Below are 20,081 nucleotides of genomic sequence, written 5' to 3'. Positions count from 1 at the left end.
ATAACAACTCTCAGCATGAGAGTTGTATCCGAAATCATGAGATGATGTAACGTCCACTGTTCGGTATGTAACTTATTGATAAATAATGCTTAAATTTATTTTCTGATAAGCTTGTGTTTAACTTAAATTTATTTAAAACAATGACTTATAAAGAGTTAACCATTTTATAACATTTCATGTTTAATGAGATCTAAATCAATCTTATGCAAATGGATTAGTTTTTTATTTGAAATGTAATATTTCTGGTTTAACTTAAAATAAAAGGCATCACAGGATTGATAGCCAAAAGAATAAATAAACACGTCAGTTGGTGATTTATTTCATCAGTGTATTTAGTTTGCTTTTTTAAATGCCGTTAAGAATGGAGTCTTCGATGAAGAAAGTCGCTTTGATCACCGGATCAAAAGGCGGAATTGGTTCTGCTATTTCCTCTCAATTAGTGAATGATGGTTACCGTGTAATCGCTACTTATTTCACAGGAAACTATGAATGTGCGTTGGAGTGGTTCAACAGTAAAGGGTTTACCAAAGATCAGGTTCGCCTTTTTGAGTTGGACGTAACAAACACTGCAGAGTGTGCAGCAAAGTTAGCGCAATTGCTTGAGGAAGAAGGGACCATTGATGTCGTTATCAACAACGCAGGTATCACACGTGATGGCGTGTTTAAAAAGATGACTGCGCAAGCTTGGAATGACGTCATTAATACCAACCTCAATAGTCTATTCAACGTTACGCAACCTCTGTTCGCTGCGATGTGCGAAAAAGGCGGTGGTCGTGTCATTAACATCTCCTCAGTCAATGGCCTAAAAGGGCAGTTTGGTCAAGCAAACTACTCGGCGGCGAAAGCTGGGATGATAGGTTTCTCTAAAGCCTTGGCGTATGAAGGTGCTCGTTCTGGTGTGACAGTAAATGTTATTGCGCCAGGTTACACTGGTACACCAATGGTTGAGCAAATGAAGCCAGAAGTATTGGAGTCCATCACGAATCAAATCCCAATGAAACGCCTTGCTACACCAGAAGAAATTGCAGCATCAGTGAGCTTCTTGGTCAGCGATGCAGGGGCCTATATCACCGGTGAGACTTTGTCGGTGAATGGCGGCCTATACATGCACTAAGGAGAGAAGATGATGGAAAAAGTGTTTATCGTAGCAGCGAAGCGCACTCCAATTGGCGCCTTTGGTGGCAGTCTGAAAAATACCTCTGCTGGCAATTTGGCAGCAGTAGCGATTAAAGGCGCGTTAGAAGCGGCAAAGTTGACTGGTGATAAGATTGATGAGGTGATTGTTGGCAACGTTGTCGGCGCAGGTCAAGGCATGGGAGTCGGTCGTCAGGCGGCATTGTTCGCTGGGATTCCGGACGCGGTTCCTGCGTATGGTGTAAACATGGTTTGCGGCAGTGGCATGAAAACCGTCATGGATGCGGTTTCACATATCCGTAGTGGTGATACAGAGATTGTTGTTGCAGCAGGTGTTGAGGTCATGTCTCAGATTCCGTTTGCCGCGCCAAGTAGTATTCGTGATGGCAACAAAATGGGCAACCTAGAGCTGAAAGACCTGCTCGTAGCGGACGGTTTAACCGACGTTTATAACCAATATCACATGGGTGTGACGGCAGAAAACGTTGCAAAAGAAATCGGCCTAACCCGTCAACAGCAAGACGAGTATGCGCTGTCTAGCCAACAGAAAGCGGTGGCGGCAATCGAAGCGGGTAAATTCAAAGACGAAATTGTGCCCGTAGAAGTAAAGCAACGCCGTGAAACGGTGCTATTCGATACCGACGAATACCCAAAGGCTAATGCGACTATGGAAGCGTTAAGCAAGTTGCGCCCTGCTTTTGACCGTGAAGGAACTGTGACTGCGGGGAATGCATCAGGTATTAACGATGGTGCGAGTGCAATTATCGTCGCGTCTGAGAGCGGAGTTAAAGCACATGGACTCACGCCTATTGCTGAGATCGTAAGCTATGCGCAATCGGGGCTTGATCCGAAAATTATGGGTCTAGGTCCAGTGGAGTCAGTCAATAAAGCATTAGCAAAAGCGGAATTAACGGTAAACGACATTGACGTTTACGAGTTAAACGAAGCATTTGCTGCGCAAGCACTTGGCGTGATTCATCAGTTGGCGGAAACCAACCAAGTTCCCGTTAACGCGATTCAAGATAAAGCGAACTTTAATGGTGGTGCTATCGCGCTAGGTCACCCACTTGGTGCATCGGGCAACCGAATCTTAGTGACGCTTGTTCACGAGCTTCATAAGCAAAATGGTCAATATGGTGTCGCATCACTTTGTGTGGGCGGCGGCATGGGGACAGCTGTGGTTATAAAAGCAGTTAAGTAATTATTTAAACGGACATTTTTAATTCTTTCTCTAGGAGATAAACCATGTACACAGATTTCTTCAAAACCTTTAGCGATCAAACTGAAAAAAATCTAGAACCTTACTTGAAGTTCAACAAGCTAGTGACAAAAAACGTAGAAGTGTTGACTGAGCTTCAACTGAACGCAATTCGTACTTACAGCGAAGTGGGTCTGAACCAAATGAAAGCGGCATCAGAAATCAAAGACGTAACGTCATTGACTGCTTTCAACAGCCAGCAACTAAGTGTTCTTACTAAGCTTTCTCAACAAATGATGGACGACAGCAACAAGCTTCAAGCTATTGCAAAAGAGTTCAAAGAAGACGTTGAGAAAATGACTTCGGAAAATCTAAAGACTGTTACTCCAGCGTAATTTGTCCGATTCTCGCCGCCTTAGGGTCTTTAGACCCTAATTTGGGCGGCGTTGTTTTTTCCGAATATAGGAGTAAGACTATGTTTCAGCACTTCTTTTCGGACTATCTTGTACAGCTTCAACAAACCAATCAACAGTGGTGGCATGATTTCGAAGTGAACAAGGCAGTCGTGAACTCTCCTTTAAATAAGGCCATGCAAGAAGTGAACTTGGAAGACACTGCCAAACTCTTCGAACAAGCTGTAAATCAACCTGCTGCGATCTTAAAACTGCAAGCAGAATGGTGGGAACAGCAGCTACAAATTTGGCAGAATGTCGCGTTGGCGGGTAACCAAAAACAGGTCATTGAAGCAGAAAAAGGGGACAAGCGTTTTTCTAATGAAGCGTGGCAAAATGAGGTGATGTATAGCTTCATTAAGCAATCCTACCTGTTATTCAGCAAGACTTATTTAGATACAATTGAGTCACTCGAAGGTTTGGATGAAAAATCTAAAGAGCGAATACTTTTCTTTTCTCGTCAAGCCATCAATGCACTTTCCCCCTCGAATTTCATCGCGACGAACCCAGAACTCTTGAAACTGACACTTGAGCAAAACGGTCAAAACCTGCTGGCTGGCTTAGAGCAGTTAAAAGAAGACGTTGAGTCCAGCGCGGACATTTTGAAAATTCGTATGACGAATAACAATGCATTCCGCGTGGGTGATGACGTGGCGACCACTCCGGGCGATGTGGTTTTTCAAAACGAATTGTTTGAGTTGATTCAATATCGACCTCTAACAGAGAAAGTGAATGCGACGCCACTGCTCATCGTTCCGCCTTTCATTAATAAATACTACATCCTTGACTTAACAGCGAAGAACTCAATGGTTCGATGGTTGCTAGAGCAGGGACATAGCGTATTTATGATGTCTTGGCGCAACCCAGGCAAGGCACAAGCGCATGTAGAGTTTGGTGACTATGTGACAGAAGGCGTCGTCAAAGCCGTCGCGGCAATTGAAGATATAACGGGCCAAGAGCAAATCAACGCGGCTGGTTACTGTATCGGTGGTACGGTTCTGGCGAGCACGGTTGCGTACTATGCGGCAAAACGTATGAAGAAGCGTATTAAATCAGCGACTTTCTTCACCACATTGCTCGACTTTTCTCAGCCAGGCGAAGTTGGCGCGTACATCAATGACACCATTGTGAGTGCAATTGAGGCGCAAAACAACGCAAAAGGGTATATGGACGGTCGTTCATTAAGCGTCACATTCAGCTTACTGCGTGAAAACAGCTTGTACTGGAACTACTATGTCGACAACTACTTGAAGGGCAACAGCCCAGTCGATTTTGACTTGTTGTACTGGAATAGTGACAGTACCAACGTGAGTGCTGCCTCCCATAACTTCTTGCTTCGTGAGCTCTATTTAGAGAATAAGCTAGTGCAAGACAAAGGCGTCAAAATTGGTGGGGTATGGATTGACCTAAACAAGATCAAAATTCCTAGCTATTTTGTATCAACGAAAGAAGACCATATAGCGTTATGGCAGGGAACTTATCGTGGTGCCCTGAACACTGGTGGCAACAAAACGTTTGTTCTCGGTGAGTCGGGTCATATTGCGGGTATCGTGAACCCTCCAGCGAAAAATAAGTATGGTTATTGGTTGAACGATACTTTGGATGATTCGGCTGACGAGTGGTTGAATAATGCCGAGCACAAAGAGGGATCGTGGTGGACACATTGGAATGAATGGCTACTTCAATTCAATCCAAAAGAGCAAGTCGAACCATTCCCTATTGGCTCGGAAGACCACCCAGCAATCGATGAAGCTCCAGGGCAATACGTCAAGCAGGTTCTGCCAGTAAAAGAGTCTTAAACAACTCCCTATAGCAGTAAATTTTAGCGACCTTTATGGTCGCTTTTTTTGGTCGTTACTGACTACCTTATTACACCGATTGAATATACGTGTCGGTTGAGGAAACTCTGGGGTCGAAAGTGACGGTGAATAAAAAAGCGCCGAGTAGATACTCAGCGCTTAGTGTCAACAAATAGGCAAGTTGACGTGTAGAAGTGCGTTACGTTACACCTCTTTATCCTTACCAAATGACAGCAGCCAGAGAGAGATTGCTGCTACTGCCACAAAGCCGGAAAGAATAATTACAGGCATGGCGCTATAGCCAAGGATATGCCAAATTACAGATTCTAAAGTACTCATGGGAAGTCTCCTTAGTGCCAGCCTTCAACGCCGCTCATGTCCGGTAGTTTGTGCGCGATGCCTTTGTGACAATCTACGCAGGTTTTCTCTCCAGAAGCTAGCGCAGTAGAGTGCTGCTCCGCTGCTCGTGAGCCTTGTTGAGAGTAATCCATGTAATCAAACTCGTGACAGTTGCGACACTCAAGAGAGTCATTCTTTTTCATTCGCGCCCACTCTCGCTCAGCAAGGTGTCCTCGACGCTCTTGGAACTTCTCTGGTGTATCGATAGTACGTAGAACATAGTGAGCGAATAGCTCTTTGGATGCTTGTACTTTACGAACGATCTTATCTGTCCATTCATGAGGAACGTGACAGTCTGAGCAGATGGCACGAACACCAGAACGGTTAGAGTAGTGAATTGTTTCTTGAATTTCAGCAACGATTGGTGCGTGACAGCCAGAACAGAACTCTTCTGTGTTGGTTGCCTCCATACCTGTGTTGAATGCGCCCCAAAATAAAAGACCGCCAGCAAAACCTAAGAACAAAACCACACCAGCGGCAGCTTTACTTGGGTTCTTCAGTCTTTTCCAAAACGCTTTAAGTATTTTCATAAATAACCTCTTCGTACTCGCGTTTCAATTACTGAAGCGAATCAACTGCCTCGAACTTGTTTTCAACTAGTGGCTTAGCATTAGTTTGTGGCACGTGGCATTGCAAACAGAAGTAACGACGAGGAGACATATCCGCCAATACAGCATCTTCTCGGTTTACATAGTGCGTTACGCTAATTTTAGTCGCGCCTGACTCTTTTGCATTTTTCCAGCTGTGGCACGCAAGACACTTGTTAGCATTTAACGATACTTCGTAGTGACGGATGCTGTGTGGGATCAACGGTGGTTGATAAACAAAGCTATCTTCAACAATCTGGTCTTTAGGGAAGTCTTTGAACTCATCTGCTGGGCGTGTGTCTTCCAATTGAGACATTCCACGTAGAGACTCTAGACCACCAATGCCACCTGGATTATCTAACTCAGCTTGCGCAATGCCTGTCACTAAAGCACCTACAGATAAAAGTGCGACAAGTAATTTTTTCATCATTTCATCTCCGCCTTTATGGCTTAAATTCTTTATTAGGCCGCCATAGTGACGGCCGTAGCATTCGGTATCTGAAGGTTAAGCAATCTTAGTGATTTTGACTGGACACTTCTTAAAGTCTGTCTGTTTAGACAGTGGGTCAGTCGCATCTAGGATGAGCTTGTTAATCAAAATACGTGCATCAAAGAACGGTACGAATACCAAACCTTTTGGCGGACGGTTACGACCGCGAGTTTCAACACGAACGCGTACTTCGCCGCGTTTGTTTGCCATGAGTACTTCTTCACCACGACGAACGTTACGCGCTTTTGCGTCTTCAGGGTGCATGTAACACACTGCGTCTGGTACTGCTTTGTATAGCTCAGGTACACGACGAGTCATGGTGCCTGTGTGCCAATGTTCAAGAACACGACCAGTACATAGCCACATATCAAACTCATCGTTTGGCACTTCTGGTGGCGCTTCATATGGTGCAGAGATAATCTTCGCTTTGCCGTCAGCATTGCCGTAGAAGTCCCAACCAGAACCTTCTTTTGCGTATGGATCAGAACCTTCTTTAAAGCGCCATTGTGTTTCCTTACCATCAACAACTGGCCAACGTAGACCACGCACTTCATGGTAACGGTCGTATGGTGCTAAATCATGCCCGTGACCGCGGCCAAACGTTGCGTATTCCTCAAACAGACCTTTTTGAACATAGAAACCGAAGTGGTGGGCATCGTCATTCAATTCGCGAGCTTCTTCGATAGGGAACTTGTCGACATTACCATTGCGGTATAGTACGTCATACATGGTTTTACCACGGTACTGAGGCGCTTTCGCTAGTAGCTCTTCAGGCCAAACTTCTTCCATTTTGAAGCGTTTCGAGAACTCCATTAGCTGCCATAGGTCAGATTTTGCCTGACCGACCGTGCCCACTTGTTGGTACCAAGCTTGAGTACGACGCTCTGCGTTACCGTAAGCACCTTCTTTCTCAATCCACATTGCAGTTGGAAGAATAAGGTCTGCTGCTTGCGCTGTCGCTGTTGGGTATGGGTCAGACACAACGATGAAGTTTTCAGGGTTGCGGTAACCTGGAAGACGTTCTGTGTTGATGTTTGGACCCGCTTGCATGTTGTTATTACATTGAACCCAGTAACAGTTCAGAACACCATCATTCAACATGCGGTCTTGCAATACGGCGTGGAAGCCAGGTTTTGGTGGAATCGTACCTTCTGGCAGTTTCCAGATGTCTTCTGCAATCTTACGGTGTTTAGGGTTAGCAACCACCATGTCTGCAGGTAGACGGTGAGCGAAAGTACCAACCTCACGAGCCGTACCACACGCAGATGGTTGACCCGTTAGTGAGAATGGGCTGTTACCTGGAGTTGAGATCTTACCGGTTAGTAGGTGGATGTTGTAAACCAAGTTATTCATCCACACGCCACGAGTATGTTGGTTCATACCCATTGTCCAAAGTGACATTACTTTCGTATTTGGATTGGCGTATTGCTTCGCAAGCTCGATAAGCTTTTCTTTTTCAACACCAGAGATTTCAGAGGCTTTCTCAGCTGTGTAAGGTGCAACAGACTTTTTGTACTCTTCGAAAGAGATAGACGTTAGTTTGCCTGAGTTAGGATTCTTCGCTGCTTTTTGTAGCGGATCATCGTCACGTAGGCCGTAACCGATGTCGGTATCTGCTTGAGTGAAGTTAGTGTGCTTGTTTACGAAGTCCCAGTTTACCGCATCGTTTTCGATGATGTAGTTCGCGATGAAGTTAGCAATCGCTAGGTCAGACTGTGGATTAAAAATGTAGCCGTGATCTGCCAACTCAAATGAACGGTGGTAGTAAGTAGAAAGCACGTTCACTTTAACGTGAGGGTGACTTAGGCGACGGTCAGTAATACGAGTCCATAGAACAGGGTGCATCTCTGCCATGTTCGAGCCCCATAGAACGAATGCGTCTGCGTTCTCAAAGTCATCGTAACAACCCATCGGCTCATCGATACCGAATGCGCGCATAAAGCCAACTACAGCAGAAGCCATACAGTGACGAGCGTTTGGATCAATGTTGTTTGAACGGAAGCCCGCTTTCATTAGCTTTGACGCAGCGTAGCCTTCCATTACTGTCCATTGGCCTGAGCCAAACATACCTACGCTTGTTGGACCTTTTTTCTCGAGGGAAGCTTTCCATTTCTCAGCCATGATGTCGAAAGCGTCATCCCAAGAGATAGGTGTAAATTCACCGTCTTTGTGGAATTTGCCATCTTTCATTCTCAGCATCGGCTGGGTCAGACGGTCTTGACCGTACATGATCTTAGAAAGGAAGTAGCCTTTAATACAGTTTAGGCCTTTGTTTACTGGTGCTTCTGGGTCACCCTGTGTTGCTACCACTTTACCATTTTGAGTACCAACAAGAACAGAACAGCCTGTACCACAGAAACGACAAGGTGCTTTGTCCCATGTGATTTTGGTTTGATCAGAGCTTGCAATCAGGTTGGCTGCAGATGCTGGTAGTGTCACACCTGCGACAGCAGCAGCTGATGCAGCCGCGTTTGCTTTCACAAACGCACGTCTTGTCATTTTCATACTTCACCCTCGATTTGGGAATGTTGTGTTCCAGTGTCTTCTTCATCCGTTTCTTCAAGCCCAGTTTCGATTTGGTGATAAACCAATACCGTGCTCAAGACATTCGGTAAATTGTTGATGGCATCGATAGTGTCTGTGATAAAACCTTGGTTTTCGGTTTCAAGCACGACGATAATCTTGCCTTCTGGACTGTCACCATAGATTTCCGCATTTTCATGTGCTTCGATCTGTTGTTTGATTTCGTCCAGATGTTCTGGCAGTACGTGTACTACCAAACTTGAAATATGCACTTCATTTAGTGACATATAGCTCTCTCATTTATTGCCTTTGGCCGACGACATACGGCTTAGGCTGTTATATTGCTCACATTGATGGATGAAGTCGGGCACACTGAAACACAGGCGCCGCAGCCGTTACACTCATCAAGGTCTAAATTGGGTTGTGCTACTTTCCCCAGCTCTAATTTGAACTGAATTGCCATCGGGTCGCACATATCCCCACAGCTTCGGCATTCGACATTTTGTTTTGCTAAGCAGCTATCGTTGATGCTTGCTTTCGCTTGCCAAGGTTGCTCTGTTTTTGGCAAGAAAAGGGGCTCAGGACAGGCGTCTGCACACTGATAACAAAATGTGCATTCATCAATAGAAAAATCGACCGAAGGGAATCCGCCATCACTTTTAGTTACAATCTTTGTTTCGCAGGCCTCAATGCATTTACCGCAGCGAGTGCAATCGTCCGTAAACTGTTCTGGCTTGGTTAACCAAGGCAAACGTACGGCCTTGTCGGGGTGCGCTTTTCTTGCAAAGAGTCTTCTTCTGGAAAGGTCTACCACTTAGTCACCTCGAAACTTGGAACCCAAACTAAGCATAGTCCACAATTTTCATTAATAAACTGTCATTTAAACTAACGAAATTGTAGTTTTTGACATATTTGTATAAATACCTCTTAGGAGGTAAATGGGATGCAATATTGTTTTGGATCAATAAATTCCGTCGCAGGTGATCACATATTGATAAAGTTGAAAGGTAATGGGTTCATTGCACGTACAAATAGGGTTGTTAATGGGCGAGGAACTCAGATTGTTTAAAAATGTGAAAAAGTCAGTGACGCGCACGATTGCGTCCGCGATGCTTCTTATTTTGCTGCTTTCAGTTGCTACGACTGGTTTTGCAATTTTTACGTTAGCGTCAAGCTTGAATGATGCAGAAGCCGTCAATGTTGCTGGCTCAATGCGAATGCAAAGTTATCGTTTGGCACATGATATTCAGATTAAATCTGTTGATTACTCTTCACATATTGACGCATTTGAACATTCGATATATTCACCTTCCATGAAAGCACTCCAGCATTGGTCAGTGCCAGAAGACATTACTCATGATTACTACCGTCTTATTATGAGATGGCATGAGCTCAAGTCGGTGTTGAGAGGAGACAACCCGGCGGAGTACCAACTCCTAGTGGCTGGTTTTGTAAAGCAGATCGATGAGTTTGTATTTAAGCTGCAAAGCTTTTCGGAGCAAAAGCTGATTAACTTAGCTTGGATTGGCGGGTTAGGGTTAGGCGGTATCCTTTGTGTCAGTATGTTTGTTGTCCATTTTGTGCGCCTCGAAGTTGTACGGCCTTTACGTGCTTTAGTTTTTGCTAGCGAGCAAATTAAGAATCGCTCATTTAATATATCGCTTGATGTATCCAGCGATAATGAAATGGGGATCCTGACTCGAACCTTTAATCGGATGGCGACGGACCTTGGTAAGTTATACCGAGGGCTAGAACAAGCGGTTGATGAAAAAACGCGTAAATTACAGCATGCGAATCAGTCTTTAGAAGTATTGTATGACTCGTCGAAAGAGTTAACGGCTTCGCGTATTAATCAGGATAACTTCCAAGCCATATTGCAACATATTGCAAGTCTTGAAGGCATTAAAGCGGTCAAACTTGAAATAGAGCAATTGGGAGAACCGAGCTGGATATTGATGGAAGGGGAAGAGTGCTGCCACGACTGTGATGAAGATTGCCACAGTAAGGCTCTAACGTTGGACGGTGAGCACTTAGGCTATTTGTATTGGAAGGCCGGGTTACCTTGTCCGAATGAGGCACTGATTGACAACTTTGTGCAGATTTTATCGCGTGCCGTGTATTACAATCGAGCCCAACGCCAAGCAGAACAAATCCTACTGATGGAAGAGCGAGCCACCATTGCTCGGGAACTGCATGATTCATTAGCTCAAGCACTCTCTTATTTAAAAATTCAGGTCGCTTTATTAAAGAGAAGCGTAAAGAATTTGCCTGATGAAAAAGCGATAGCTCAGGCGAATCAAGTCATTGCCGAGTTGGATACGGGCTTATCTGCTGCTTATACCCAGCTACGCGAATTACTGACGACGTTTCGTCTTACGATTAAAGAGGGCAGTTTTGGCCAAGCATTGCAAGATATGGTCGAAACGCTCAACGAACAAACCGTCGCTGACATTACGTTAAAAAATAGACTTTCTTCAACTGAACTGGATGCACACCAGCAGGTTCATTTACTACAGTTGATAAGAGAAGCGGCAATTAATGCCATCAAGCATGCGCAAGCAGATAATATTCACATTCAATGTCTTGATAATGATGGAAAAGTCACAGTAACCGTTACCGATGATGGAATAGGCTTTGAACATCAAGACGAAAAATTAAATCATTACGGTATGAGTATCATGCAAGAGCGAGCCGCTAGGCTGCATGCCGATCTTCACATTGAAGCATCGAGCAACAAAGGCTGTACCGTAAAACTAGAATTCCAACATAGTAAGGAAGTAAACAGTGACAGTGTGTAAAGTAATGCTGGTGGATGATCATCCACTCATGCGACGAGGTATTCACCAACTTTTAAGCTTTGAGCCTGAGTTTGAAGTCGTTGCAGAAGCAAGTAATGGCGCAGATGCGGTAGCGAAAGCGCATGAGCTGGAACTGGATCTTGTACTTCTTGATCTCAATATGAAAGGCATGTCAGGCCTCGATACCTTACAAGCGCTACGTGCTGATGGTTGTGAAGCTCGAATTGTTATCTTAACCGTATCGGATAGTCCTGCTGACATAGAAGCAATAGTTCGAAGTGGCGCAGATGGCTATTTATTGAAAGACACTGAGCCTGATGAGCTGGTTGAGTTGCTAAAACAAGCGCATCAAGGCGACAAAGCTTACAGCCAAGAAGTTTCTAAGTATTTGAGTGAGCGTTCAGGACAAGAGGACGTTTTTGATACGCTGACGGATCGCGAAACGCAGATCTTAAGAGAGGTGGCAAGAGGTTTCCGCAACAAGCAGATTGCCGATCGTCTTTTTATTTCTGAATCAACGGTTAAAGTGCATATGAAGAGTTTACTTAAAAAGCTTCAAGTTCCTTCTCGTACTGCGGCAACCGTTCTTTATCTTGAGCGCTTTGGCGACATCAAATAATACAGTTGAAGAACAATCCCAAACCACCAATGGAATCAATCGTTTAGCGTAATTTTAATAATAAAAAAACCGCCTTTAAGGCGGTTTTTTTATTTGTCTGGGCGAATAGAGTACAAGTCACTGTTGTGCTTACCGCACTCTAAATAGTACTGATAAGCCACTTTTTTGCTTTCAGCAATGACTCTCATGCAGTGCATTTTCCCCTGTTCAAAATATCGAATCTCATATTCTACACTGGTATCAAGTTGCTCAGCGGCTGCCATACTTCGCCTCCATAAACCATCCAAAAAACATCCATGCAAATTATATGCCGTTATAGGGAGCGTCGTTCGGTGTGTTTTTTAGCCGATAATTGCGCTCTAACTCACTTTTTTGCGGATAGTTGTGATCAAAAAGTTAATTTCAAACTCTATATATTATTAAGGTGGCAATCAATATTTGTCACACTGGTGTAAGTTTGCCGCAATATTAAGTGATACAAGTTGAGTATAGAACTTAATCAATAGAAAAGGGAATACGAATAAGTGACTAAATTACAGGGTGTATCTAATAAGGTGCTTAGTTATGGCCTTCTATTTTGTTTCGTATTTCTTCTTGCCGGATGTACGAAGAAGTTTCTATACAGCAATATCGATTGGTTCGTTATCGATTACATAGAGGATTATGTTTCTCTGCAAGGTGAACAAGAAGTCTTGGTCGAAGAACGCTTATTATTGTTAGCAGAATGGCATAAGAAAGAAGAGTTACCGTTATATATCGATCATTTAAAAGAGCTTGAGAGATTAAAAGCGAGCGATATCACCCTAAATTATTTGCAGGAAAATCGAGATAGAATGCGAGCGCATTACGATAGAGTGGTAAGCAAAGCGGCACCAGACCTTTTTGCTTTGAGTTTACAGTTAACGAAAGATCAAGAACGGGAATTTCTGAGTAATGTACAAGAGCATTATCAAGAGCGAAACGCAAAATATGCGGATAAAACGGAAGATGAAATACGTGAAATTATTCTAGATAACACAGAAGAATGGATGGAAGAGTGGTTGGGAAGCCTATCAGAAAGTCAGCGCCAATTAGCTCAAACGTTTTCTCAGCAAGTCACTCTTAACAGTCCTTTATGGAGAGGTTATCGAGCAACGATATATCAAGAGCTCGAATATCTGTTCGACAACAAGTCCAATGCTGTCACTTATCAGGATATATTTATGCGCCTGTTGTTCGAGCCAGAGAGCTATTACAGTGAGCAGCTTTCTAAAAATATTGATTCTAACTTTGTGCTGGTCGATCAACTGACATTAGATATTTCTCAATCTATGACCGATAAACAATGGCGTCATTTTCGCGGTAAGGTAAAAGAGTGGCGAGTACTAGCTGAGGAATTATTAGATTAGATTCATGCTTCAATTGACGAGGGGATGTGCCGTAGCCTTTCTTATGAAAAAATGATTCAAAGCAAATTCTTATTGAGCTAAGAGCGTAACATAGCTTGAGGTTTGATGAGGTAAGGTCAGCTTATTGATGGTTGATAAAGCCTCATCGTATAAAAACAATGAGAATAAATATGAAACATTTAGTTGAAAGATTTCTTCGCTACGTCACGTTCGATACCCAATCAAATCCACATGTTACGCTTTGCCCAAGCTCGCCTGGTCAGCTTGTGTTTGCTGAGTTGCTTAAGAAAGAGATGATTGAACTTGGCTTAAGTGATGTGACATTAGATAAAAATGGCTACTTGATGGCTAGACTGCCAGCTAACGTTGATTATGAGGTGCCGCCTATAGGCTTTATTGCCCATATGGATACCGCGCCTGACGCCTCAGGAAAAAACGTAAAACCGCAATTTATTGAAGATTACCAAGGCGGCGATATTGCGCTAGGGTTGGGGGATGAAGTGCTATCTCCGGTGCAATATCCAGATTTACATCATCTACATGGCCACAATCTTATCACTACCGATGGCACTACATTACTTGGCGCGGATAACAAAGCTGGTATTGCTGAGATTCTCTCTGCAGTCGCGCTGTTACTAGAAAATCCAGACATTCCACACGGCGACATTTGTATCGGCTTTACACCAGATGAAGAGATTGGCCGGGGCGCAGATTTATTTGATGTTGAAAAGTTTGGCGCGAATTGGGCATACACTATTGATGGTGGCCCGCAAGGTGAACTGGAATACGAAAACTTTAATGCGGCAAACGCCGATGTGATTTTTCATGGTGTTAGCGTTCATCCAGGTACCGCAAAAGGCAAAATGGTCAATGCGATGAACTTGGCTGCGAAATTTCAAGTTCAAATGCCCCAAGATCAAACTCCGGAAACAACCGAAGGCTACGAAGGGTTCTTCCATTTAAAATCGGCAGAAATGGGCGTGGCGCGAAGCGAGCTTGGTTACATTATCCGAGACTTTGATCGTCAGGGGCTTGAAGAGCGTAAAGCCTTTATGCAGAAACTCGTTGATGATATGAACGCGGGCTTACGCCATGGTTCTGTAGAACTGAAAATAACAGACAGCTATTACAATATGAGAGAAATGGTTGAGCCTTACCCGCATATCATTGAGCTAGCAAAGCAAGCGATGGAAGCGTGTGATGTGGAGCCAATTATAAAACCTATTCGTGGTGGTACAGATGGCGCTCGTTTATCTTTTATGGGGTTGCCGTGCCCGAATATCTTCACTGGTGGCTTTAACTTCCATGGGATTCATGAGTTTATTTCGGTTGAAATGATGGAGAAGTCAGTGCTTGTCATCGTCAAAATTGCTGAAATCACCGCGAAAAAACACGGTTAACAGACCAGGTCGAGCGGTTCTTGTCGATTGAATGGGGAAAATAGCCCAGAGTCATCTGGGCTATTTTTAAATTCAAAAACGAAACATTAACGTACGTCTTTGTCTTCAATTTCAATGTCTTCTAGTGGTAGCCAGTCGACTTTCACACCCGCTTGATCGAACATGTCTTGGCTGACTTGGATTTTATCTCCCCAGCGAGATAGAAAGTCTTCAGATTGCTCAGGGCAGTGCACGTGTGAGATCCCTGTTTGAATGATCTTTGCCGCGCAGTTAGGACATGGAAAATGCGTCACCCAAATATCACATCCGTCTAAATCACGTTTTGAGAACAAAATTGCGTTCTCTTCTGCATGCAGTGTTTTTAGATATTTCAACTCGCGTTCATCGGTATCGACACTGTCAGAAACACCGTGCGGGTAGCCATTAAATCCAACAGATACAATGCGATTCTGTTTAGTGATAACTGCACCGACTTGTGTTGATGGGTCCTTACTCCAAGACGCCACTAGTTCTGCCATCTGGTAAAAGCGTTTTGCCCATTTAGAAATCATAGTCATCCTCTCTGTCGAAGGCGTTGAATTAATTGAATGATAACCCATTTATATTAAAAAAATAGTCAAAATCGGGGTCTTGAGTATGAAGGCGTCATTTTTTGTCTTTTTAACCATAAAACGTTCTTATCTTGAGCACCGAATCTCACTTTCCGTCTTTATACGATATCTTAATTCGCGTTTCCTAGCGCCTCTAAATGCACGATGCCTGAGAGTGTATATCAAATAGTTATGATTGAGCTGTTTGTATATTGTTCATTAAATATCACTGTTAACTAAATTACTTTATTTTCTTTTTGTTTCTCATGTTTACATTTAGAAACATTTTGGGGACTTTTGAGTGAAGTTTTCAGTTGCAGCAAGGAGTAAGGTTGATGGGAATTCAACAATATCCTGTTCTATAAAGACGGTAAATACATGCAAAAGAAACCACTTGTCGCACTAATGGCGGCTACAGCAATCCTCGCTGGATGCGGGGAAGCTAATAATGCCCAAAGGGAAGGCCAAGTGCCTCTCGTAGTGACTCAGGATGTCACGGTTATCGACTACCAACCGAGCAAGTCTTATATCGGTCGCATTGAAGCAGTAGAAGATACCAATATTACCGCGCAGATTTCTGGCTATTTAAAAGCTCGTCACTTTGAAGAGGGGCAAATGGTAGAAAAAGGGCAGCTTCTTTATTCTATCGAGCCATCTTCTTTTGAAGCACAAGTCGCGAGCGCTAAAGCGGCACTTGCACAAGCAAAAGCCGCGCTAAAAAAAGCGGAACTAGACCACACCCGAGGTAAAAACTTGTTGCCTCGCGGTAGTATCTCTCAATCTGAGTTTGATGCCTTAACTGCGGCACTTCTTGGTGCGAAAGCAGAGCTAGAAGCAGCAAATGCTCAGCTTAAGCTTGCTGAAGTTAACCTTTCTTATACTCAAATCCGAGCTCCGTTCAGCGGTCGCATTAGCGATACCAAAGTGAGTACTGGTGATCTTGTTTCCCCTTCATCTGGCGTGCTGACGACATTGGTGAGCTTAGACCCAGTGCATACTTCATTTAGTGTGAGTGAGCGCGAGCGTTTAGCCATGGGTATGGATCAAGTCAAAGGCGACGGCTCAGCAGAATCAAACAGAGTTGAAGTTCAGCTTGAGCTGGAAAATGGTCAGTTTTTTGAGCATCTCGGTAAGCTCGATTTCTTAGGTAATCGTATTGATACCAAAACTGGTACGATTGCAATGCGTGCGCTAGTGCCAAACCCAGAGCAGAAGTTACTTCCGGGTCAGCACATCAAAGTGAACTTGAGAGATAAGAACACGAGAGACGTTATTGTTATCCCACGACGTGCCGTTCAGACTGACTTAGAAGGTGACTTTGTTATGGTGATGGCTGAGGGAAGTGTGGCAGAGCGTCGTAACGTCGAGCTTGGACCTCAGGTTGAACAAGGCATTATCATTCGAGAAGGCCTCGATCAGGAAGATACGGTTATTACACAGGGCCTACAGCGTGTGCGTAATGGTGTAGAAGTGCGCATTCAAACACCTGCTGAAGATAAGCAGTAGGGGGCACTATGTTAAGTCGTTTCTTTATTCAGAGACCTAAATTCGCGCTAGTTATTTCGATCATATTAACGCTAGCAGGCGCGATCTCACTGGCGATTTTGCCAGTGGCGGAGTACCCACAGATAAGTCCGCCATCAGTCAGCGTTTCGGCATACTACACCGGTGCGAGTGCGGAAGTTGTCGAGCAGGCCATTGCGGACCCCATAGAGACGTCGGTCAATGGCGTTGAGGACATGATCTACATGTCTTCAAAGAGCGCGAACGATGGCTCATACAGCCTAAATGTCACGTTCGATGTCGGGACCGATCCAGACATGGCGCAAGTAAACGTGCAAAACCGTGTGTCACAGATCGAGTCAAAACTGCCTCAAGAAGTGCGCATGGTTGGTGTGACGGTGAAAAAACGCTCACCTGACTTGCTGATGGTCCTTAACTTCTATTCGCCTGATGGCAAATACGACGATCAGTTCTTGATTAACTACATTAACTTGAATGTAAAAGATCAGCTGGCTCGTGCGAAAGGCATTAGTGAAGTTAACGTGATTGGTGGTGGTGAATACGCAATGCGTGTTTGGTTAGATCCGGAAAAAATGGCCAACCTTAAGCTAACCACGTCAGACGTATATGCCGCTTTGGCTGAACAAAACGTTCAAGTTGCGGCAGGGCGTGTTGGTGCAGCACCATACAACAATCCGCAAGAAGTTCAGTTTAACCTTGTGACCAAAGGTCGCTTGGAAAGCGTGAGCGAGTTTGAGAACGTTGTCCTTCGAGCTAATCCAAATGGTTCCACGGTTTATCTAAAAGATGTCGCTCGTGTCGAACTAGGTAAAAAGTTCTACGATGGTAACGGTAAATTCCGTGGTCAGGACGCGTCAATTGTTGCATTGTCTCTTCAATCGGATGCGAACGCGTTAGAAAGTGGTCAGGCCGTCATGGAGCTGCTTGAGGACTTGAGTAAAAACTTCCCTGAGGGCATGGCGTATGAGACCAGCTACGATACAACCGTGTTTGTATCTGAATCGATCAAAGGGGTAGTCAAAACACTGATTGAAGCGATTCTATTGGTGATTGCTGTAACTTACTTGTTTTTGGGTAGTGCGCGTGCAACTTTGATTCCTGTTGTCGCGATCCCCGTTTCTTTGATTGGTACGTTTGCCATCATGCAGGCGACGGGCTTCACCATCAATACGGTCACTTTGTTTGGCTTGATCCTCGCGATTGGTATCGTGGTGGACGATGCGATTCTGGTTATCGAAAACGTCGATACCACCATGGCGAAAGACCCAACCATTTCACCGCGTAAAGCGACATTGCTAGCGATGAAAGAAGTAACGGGCCCAATCATCACGTCGACCTTGGTTCTACTTGCGGTATTCATACCAGTCGCGATGCTGCCGGGTATCACTGGTATCATGTATCGCCAGTTCGCTTTGACCATCTGTATTTCGGTTGTGATCTCATCCATTAACGCATTGACGCTGTCTCCAGCACTTTGTTCTTTGGTATTGAAGCAGGGTGGGGGCAACACGGCTAACTGGTTCCAGGCTTTCAACCGAGGCTTAGAGCGTATCACAACGCGTTATGGTCAGGTCGCTGGTTTCTTGGTGAAGAAATCTTTGCTACTCGTGACGTTCTTTATAGTCGCTATCGCGGCGGTCACTTTCTTTGCGAAAACCACCTCAACAGCGTTTGTTCCTCAAGAAGATAAAGGCATTTTGCTGGTTAACGTTCAGCTACCAGATTCAGCATCTTTATCTCGTACTGAAGAAGTCACCAATGATTTAATGAACATGATTGGTGAAGAACCTGGTGTGGATGGCGTGACGGTTGCGAACGGTTACTCGTTTATGACAGGCGCAGCGGCATCAAACGGTGCATCTGTGTTTATCAAACTGCATGACTGGGATACTCGTAACTCGTTGCAAGGGGAACACTCTGCCAATGCCATCGCGGCGCGTATTAACGGTCGTGCTGCAACAGAGTTGCCTCAAGCGGTTGTGTTTGCGATGGGGCCACCAGCGGTTCCTGGTATGGGGGCAGCGTCTGGTTTTGAGTTTGTGCTTGAAGATACGCTAGGGCGAAGCCGTACCGATTTGTCGATGGTCATGGGAGAAATGATCCAAGCGGCCAACCAAGCCCCTGAAATTGCCTACACGTTTAGCACGTTCCGCGCGAATGTTCCGCACTACTACGTTGATATCGACCGTGAGAAAGCGCAGCAGTTGGGTATTTCGCTATCGTCTATTTTCCAAACCTTGCAAGGCAACTTAGGTTCGCTTTATGTGAATGACTTCACCATGTTTGGTAAGAACTTCCGCGTAACCATGCAAGCTGATAGCCAGCACCGTAGCAGCATGGAAGATCTAGAGCGTTTCCATGTTCGTTCTTCGAACGGTGATATGGTTCCACTAAGTACGCTAGTGAGCTACGAGCAAGTGTTCGAGCCTGATGTGGCATGGCGTTACAACATGTACCGCAGTGCTATCATTCAAGGCCAACCAGCTCCGGGCTACTCTAGTGGTGATGCGATTGCCGCAATGGAACGCGTTGCTGCAGAGGTTCTTCCGCAGGGCTACACGTACGAATGGACAGGTATGGCTTACCAGGAAGTACTTGCGGGTAACCAAGCCATTTATGCGTTTGCACTGGCTTTGATCTTCATTTACTTGTTCATGGTGGCACAATATGAGAGCTGGAGTATTCCATTAGCCATCATTTTGGTGGTGCCAGTAGCAACGTTAGGCTCCTTCTTGGCGTTGAATCTGACTGGGACACCACTTAACTTGTATGCGCAAATTGGCCTTGTCTTGCTCATAGCCTTGGCGGCGAAAAACGCAATTTTGATTGTGGAGTTCGCCAAGCAAGAACGTGAAGAAAAAGATGCTGATATCGATAGTGCAGCGGTTAAAGGAGGCACGTTACGTTTCCGCGCTGTGAATATGACATCTTGGTCGTTTATCCTGGGTATCTTCCCGCTTATCTTCGCCGCAGGTGCAGGGCACGTGAGCCAAAACTCGCTCGGCGTGTCGCTGATTGGTGGTCTATTGTGTGTGCTTCTAGCAGGTACATTCTTGATCCCTGGCTTCTACGCTCTGGTGCAAAGACAGCGTGAGAAAGTTCATGGCGGCAACACCAAGCTGGTTCCTCTTGATGATGAGTAATCACACCCGCTGTGCACAGTAGAGCACGAAGTTAAAG

Annotated in this window: 18 protein-coding genes; 10 read left to right on the top strand and 8 right to left on the bottom strand. The window is 44.7% G+C overall.

What is annotated here, in order from left to right; all coding sequences use genetic code 11:
- Positions 1-373: 373 nt before the first annotated feature.
- The 4 genes from D8S93_RS22115 to phaC all read left to right on the top strand — a co-directional run bounded on the left by D8S93_RS22115 (position 374) and on the right by phaC (position 4,583).
- Positions 374-1,114, top strand: a complete 741-nt coding sequence (locus D8S93_RS22115) for an SDR family oxidoreductase (RefSeq protein ID WP_005398281.1) — start codon at positions 374-376, stop codon at positions 1,112-1,114.
- Positions 1,115-1,126: 12 nt separating this feature from the next.
- Positions 1,127-2,335 (top strand): acetyl-CoA C-acetyltransferase, encoded by a 1,209-nt coding sequence (locus tag D8S93_RS22110; protein ID WP_152815572.1) that lies wholly within the window; start codon positions 1,127-1,129, stop codon positions 2,333-2,335.
- 44 nt (positions 2,336-2,379) lie between these two features.
- Positions 2,380-2,727, top strand: coding sequence for a phasin family protein (locus D8S93_RS22105; protein ID WP_005398278.1), 348 nt, complete (start codon positions 2,380-2,382; stop codon positions 2,725-2,727).
- A gap of 80 nt (positions 2,728-2,807) precedes the next feature.
- The gene (gene phaC, locus D8S93_RS22100; RefSeq protein ID WP_005398277.1) at positions 2,808-4,583 is read left to right on the top strand and encodes a class I poly(R)-hydroxyalkanoic acid synthase; all 1,776 of its coding nucleotides are present in this window, start codon (positions 2,808-2,810) and stop codon (positions 4,581-4,583) included.
- A gap of 204 nt (positions 4,584-4,787) precedes the next feature.
- Here phaC and D8S93_RS22095 read toward each other — a convergent pair whose 3' ends face one another.
- The 6 genes from D8S93_RS22095 to napF form a co-directional block, all read right to left on the bottom strand.
- Positions 4,788-4,922 carry a TIGR02808 family protein gene (locus D8S93_RS22095; RefSeq protein ID WP_005373546.1) on the bottom strand — a complete coding sequence of 45 codons (135 nt, stop codon included), beginning with the start codon at positions 4,920-4,922 and terminating at the stop codon, positions 4,788-4,790.
- 11 nt (positions 4,923-4,933) lie between these two features.
- On the bottom strand, positions 4,934-5,512 hold the full coding sequence (locus D8S93_RS22090) for a NapC/NirT family cytochrome c (protein WP_005398274.1): 579 nt from the start codon (positions 5,510-5,512) through the stop codon (positions 4,934-4,936).
- A 28-nt stretch (positions 5,513-5,540) separates the two neighbouring features.
- Positions 5,541-5,996, bottom strand: a complete 456-nt coding sequence (locus D8S93_RS22085; protein WP_031780699.1) for a nitrate reductase cytochrome c-type subunit — start codon at positions 5,994-5,996, stop codon at positions 5,541-5,543.
- Between the two features lie 78 nt (positions 5,997-6,074).
- Complete coding sequence (napA, locus tag D8S93_RS22080) at positions 6,075-8,564, bottom strand: periplasmic nitrate reductase subunit alpha (protein ID WP_006741149.1); 2,490 nt, start codon at positions 8,562-8,564, stop codon at positions 6,075-6,077.
- Positions 8,561-8,869, bottom strand: a complete 309-nt coding sequence (locus D8S93_RS22075) for a chaperone NapD (protein WP_005398456.1) — start codon at positions 8,867-8,869, stop codon at positions 8,561-8,563. Before D8S93_RS22075 ends, napA begins: the two co-directional genes overlap by 4 nt.
- 41 nt (positions 8,870-8,910) lie before the next feature.
- Entirely contained in the window at positions 8,911-9,396 is a 486-nt protein-coding gene (gene napF / locus D8S93_RS22070; RefSeq protein WP_319803064.1) for a ferredoxin-type protein NapF, read from the bottom strand.
- Between the two features lie 247 nt (positions 9,397-9,643).
- Here napF and narQ point away from each other — a divergent pair, with 247 nt between their 5' ends.
- Positions 9,644-11,380 (top strand): nitrate/nitrite two-component system sensor histidine kinase NarQ, encoded by a 1,737-nt coding sequence (gene narQ / locus D8S93_RS22065; protein ID WP_152815563.1) that lies wholly within the window; start codon positions 9,644-9,646, stop codon positions 11,378-11,380.
- Positions 11,367-11,999 (top strand): response regulator, encoded by a 633-nt coding sequence (locus D8S93_RS22060; RefSeq protein WP_005398453.1) that lies wholly within the window; start codon positions 11,367-11,369, stop codon positions 11,997-11,999. The genes narQ and D8S93_RS22060 overlap by 14 nt, the downstream gene beginning before the upstream one ends.
- A gap of 89 nt (positions 12,000-12,088) precedes the next feature.
- Here D8S93_RS22060 and D8S93_RS22055 read toward each other — a convergent pair whose 3' ends face one another.
- Positions 12,089-12,262 carry a hypothetical protein gene (locus D8S93_RS22055; protein ID WP_005373524.1) on the bottom strand — a complete coding sequence of 58 codons (174 nt, stop codon included), beginning with the start codon at positions 12,260-12,262 and terminating at the stop codon, positions 12,089-12,091.
- A gap of 261 nt (positions 12,263-12,523) precedes the next feature.
- Between D8S93_RS22055 and D8S93_RS22050 the strand changes: the two genes are divergently transcribed.
- Both D8S93_RS22050 and pepT read left to right on the top strand, forming a co-directional pair.
- On the top strand, positions 12,524-13,387 hold the full coding sequence (locus D8S93_RS22050; protein WP_319803063.1) for a DUF6279 family lipoprotein: 864 nt from the start codon (positions 12,524-12,526) through the stop codon (positions 13,385-13,387).
- 170 nt (positions 13,388-13,557) lie between these two features.
- Positions 13,558-14,787, top strand: a complete 1,230-nt coding sequence (gene pepT, locus D8S93_RS22045; protein WP_152815560.1) for a peptidase T — start codon at positions 13,558-13,560, stop codon at positions 14,785-14,787.
- 86 nt (positions 14,788-14,873) lie between these two features.
- Here pepT and D8S93_RS22040 read toward each other — a convergent pair whose 3' ends face one another.
- Positions 14,874-15,338: a dCMP deaminase family protein gene (locus D8S93_RS22040; RefSeq protein ID WP_005373515.1), complete on the bottom strand. Its 465-nt coding sequence runs from the start codon at positions 15,336-15,338 to the stop codon at positions 14,874-14,876.
- Positions 15,339-15,755: 417 nt separating this feature from the next.
- Between D8S93_RS22040 and vmeY the strand changes: the two genes are divergently transcribed.
- Entirely contained in the window at positions 15,756-16,883 is a 1,128-nt protein-coding gene (vmeY, locus tag D8S93_RS22035) for a multidrug efflux RND transporter periplasmic adaptor subunit VmeY (protein WP_152815557.1), read from the top strand.
- An 8-nt stretch (positions 16,884-16,891) separates the two neighbouring features.
- The gene (gene vmeZ / locus D8S93_RS22030; RefSeq protein WP_046875892.1) at positions 16,892-20,044 is read left to right on the top strand and encodes a multidrug efflux RND transporter permease subunit VmeZ; all 3,153 of its coding nucleotides are present in this window, start codon (positions 16,892-16,894) and stop codon (positions 20,042-20,044) included.
- Positions 20,045-20,081: the final 37 nt, after the last annotated feature.

Source organism: Vibrio sp. VGrn 2 (assembly GCF_009361695.1).
Lineage (GTDB): Bacteria > Pseudomonadota > Gammaproteobacteria > Enterobacterales > Vibrionaceae > Vibrio > Vibrio diabolicus.
The sequence above is the reverse complement of the archived record's forward strand: the minus strand, read 5'-3'. Positions and strand labels throughout refer to the sequence as shown.